This is a genomic window from Paracoccus mangrovi (assembly GCF_042648425.1).
Lineage (GTDB): Bacteria > Pseudomonadota > Alphaproteobacteria > Rhodobacterales > Rhodobacteraceae > Paracoccus > Paracoccus mangrovi.
The window spans coordinates 1-2,909 of sequence record NZ_JBHRXJ010000037.1 but is presented as its reverse complement, the minus strand read 5'-3'; the positions used below and the strand labels follow the sequence as shown (position 1 = coordinate 2,909).

The following is a 2,909-nucleotide window of genomic DNA, read 5'->3' as shown; positions in this document are numbered from 1 at the left end:
TGACGCGCCACGCCATCACCATAGTGTCCACTATCGATGGTGGACACTATCCGCCCCTCTCACCACGCGGCAGGGCGGTCAGGCCGGACGCTTACGACTCAACACCAACTCAACAAAAACGGGCTGCATGGGGAAACGGCGGCGAGACCGCGTCGCTGCAGGCGATTGACCCGGCTGACGGTAGGCGCATACTGGACAGATACCGACAAGCCGGGGTCCACCAGATGATCGAAGAAGAACCGAACATAGTCACGTCGGGCAAAAGCCAGCGTGTCATCATCGACGGCCATCCTTTCTCCATCGAAATCTACCGTGCTGAAACGGATCAGAACTGGATGCTTGAGGTCGTCGACCAGGATGGCACCAGCCACGTTTGGGACGATCAGTTCGCCTCCGACAAGGAGGCAAGAAACGCCGCTATCCAGGCAATTGAGGAAGAAGGCGCCGTCGCCTTCATGCGCGGTGATAATGTCATCCGGTTTCGGGGACGATGACGAGCGGCGCTGACAGCGCCTGTCGACGTACGAACGGCCCGTTGCTGCCTTCCATCCACCACACCGATGCCGCGCCGCCGCGTTCACCAGACCGGTCATAAGTCCATGGCGCAGCATTTTCGGAGAATAAAGGTCAGCAGAGCGGACTTTTCTGCCGTTCGTAGGAGCCATACAGTCGGAGTAGGATCGTGGACAACGGCTGTTACTAAGGCCGTCTCTGACAAACAGGAAGGATATTTTATGCGCTTTGTGTCAAGTATTGCGATAACTGTCGCATTAGCTTCGGCCGCGTCGGCGGACGTCTCGTTTTCGCTCGGCTTTGATACCGAAGACATGGCGATACGCACGATAGAATACGAATGCGACGAAGGGCAACCGTTCGTCGTGCACTATTTCACTTCAGAATCCGACGTGCTGGCACTGGTGCCAGTGGATGAAGATCATCGTGTATTCGTCAACGTGGTCTCCGCCTCAGGCGCCCGTTACGTGTCTGGGCGGTACGAATGGTGGACAAAGGGTGAGAATGTCACGCTGACCGATACGATCAAGGAAGAGTCCCTGCTGCAATGCACACCAAACAATGAGTGAAACTAGGAGACAAAGAGGCGCGGCGGGCATCAATAACTGGCTTGGTCCCGGCGTACTCATCAACGCCAGGACGGTCATTACGTACAATGTCCGGGTTTCAATTAGCATCAGTTGGCGCCCTTCCGTTCCCCCTCACTCTTACACTCAACGAAACTTTTCACAATTTGAACCGCCCCGGCTTGCCCGGAGGGGCGTTTCGTTCAGCGCGGAAAGCTGAAATTGGGCTCGAAGCGGCCATGCGGCGTCGCGGCAAGCCTGTCATGAGACTCGGCTGACCCTATCGACGCGTTCGGCCCATGTAGGCTAAAAATTAGTTGCCAACATCAGTTCACGTCTCCAGAGTTGCTATTCAATGCTCAACTTATCCGCATGAGTTCATGCATGTCTCGCAGAGGGCGTTCTTCAAATTCTCCCTCTGTCAAAATTAAAGGATGAAGTGTTTCGCCAAAAACCTCTGATAGATATAAGGTTATCCCCCTCAATTTCTTTGAGGCTGGAAGTATTCCTTCAAACTCGCAGCGAAGCACAAATAGGATATCGATATCATTGAATTCTTGACCCCTAAAGAAGGACCCAAATCCGTAAATACCAAGGACCTCAGGAACTTCTCGTTGAATATAGCGGCTTTCCCTCCTTATCCCTCTTGTGATATCTCCAATAGTCTTCACGAAAAAGCGCTCCTATAATTTCGGATGAGTTGAAAAGACCGATGCTTGATTTAATGCAGTATTCCTTAGCTTCCATTGTGTATCCGTTCCACGCACCGCCTACATAGATAATGTTTGTCCCTGGGAAGGTCTCCAAGACCTCCAGAACCTTTGCCAACCCGCAAGTGTATTCGTTTACACAAACGAGGCGCAAATTGTTACCCTGCCTCGTTGTTATATCAAACTGGATATCCTTCTTACGCTCAACACTCTCAACGGATTTGTGGCTGTCAAGAACTCGCGAAAGGAAATTTATTTGAGGAAGCGTTACACCGAAGTCATTTGAACCGTTTGTCATCTTGTCATCCCCTCAATCTCTTCGGAAAACTTCTCCGGAAATAGCGGGTAATCTTCGACTCTATCATACTGATTTCCTTCGAAAGCTTCCGCGTGCATTTTGAATCGCGGAAAACTGGGGGCTGCCGAAACGGGAATAAGTCTTGAGTGCCGCTCCATCAAAGATATGATCCTTCGGTTGTTCGGAAGAAGGGTGTCCAACTTTCGAGCCTGCCATATCGCTTGGGCAGTGGACGCGGGATTTTCCGTAGCCGTTTTAGATCTGGGGCCATACTCTTCAAAATGTGTGCGGTTCTCGAGCAAAAGGCGCTGAACCTCCTGCGCGACTTCCAATGCCGTTGAATACTTACCTTCTGCTGCCCACCCATCAACCCATTCTTCGTGGCTCTTTTTCCAATTTCTCAGGGCTTCTACCGAGAACGTCCCTTCTGGTGCCTTGTCGATAGTGCGATGGCACGTTGGACAAAGAAGTATCAGATTATCATAAGTGTCGTCCCCGCCACCATCCGTGCCACGCGGCCCGTCAGGGCTTTGTGCGATTTGATGTGCCATTTCGCCGGTCAAGAAGCTCTTTCCATCGGCCCCGGTTGCGGTCAATTTGGCGCGACATTCGGGATTGCTACATATGCCAGCGGCTCGTCCCCATAGAAGTTTTGTATCTTTTGCCAAGAAAGCCATCTTCACTCCCAGGTCCAGTGCTTCACATCTGACTTAGACTGCCTTTGCCCCACATTCTCCAAGTAAGTCGCTGATTTCGCTGTCGTAATCGTGATATTTCGCATATAAATCATGGCGTTGACGGCTGCGAGGGGCGCGTTTCATG

Annotated in this window: 4 protein-coding genes; 2 read left to right on the top strand and 2 right to left on the bottom strand. The window is 51.9% G+C overall.

Going from position 1 to position 2,909, the window contains the following annotated elements; translation table 11 throughout:
- The coding region (locus ACFOMH_RS20450; protein WP_377746774.1) for a hypothetical protein at positions 1 to 494 on the top strand (494 nt) is incomplete at its 5' end.
- Positions 495 to 734: 240 nt separating this feature from the next.
- The gene (locus ACFOMH_RS20445; RefSeq protein WP_147101632.1) at positions 735 to 1,082 is read left to right on the top strand and encodes an MliC family protein; all 348 of its coding nucleotides are present in this window, start codon (positions 735 to 737) and stop codon (positions 1,080 to 1,082) included.
- A 597-nt stretch (positions 1,083 to 1,679) separates the two neighbouring features.
- Here ACFOMH_RS20445 and ACFOMH_RS20440 read toward each other — a convergent pair.
- Entirely contained in the window at positions 1,680 to 2,087 is a 408-nt protein-coding gene (locus ACFOMH_RS20440) for a hypothetical protein (protein WP_377746772.1), read from the bottom strand.
- Complete coding sequence (locus ACFOMH_RS20435; RefSeq protein WP_377746771.1) at positions 2,084 to 2,764, bottom strand: HNH endonuclease; 681 nt, start codon at positions 2,762 to 2,764, stop codon at positions 2,084 to 2,086. The genes ACFOMH_RS20440 and ACFOMH_RS20435 overlap by 4 nt, the downstream gene beginning before the upstream one ends.
- Between the last annotated feature and the right edge of the window lie 145 nt (positions 2,765 to 2,909).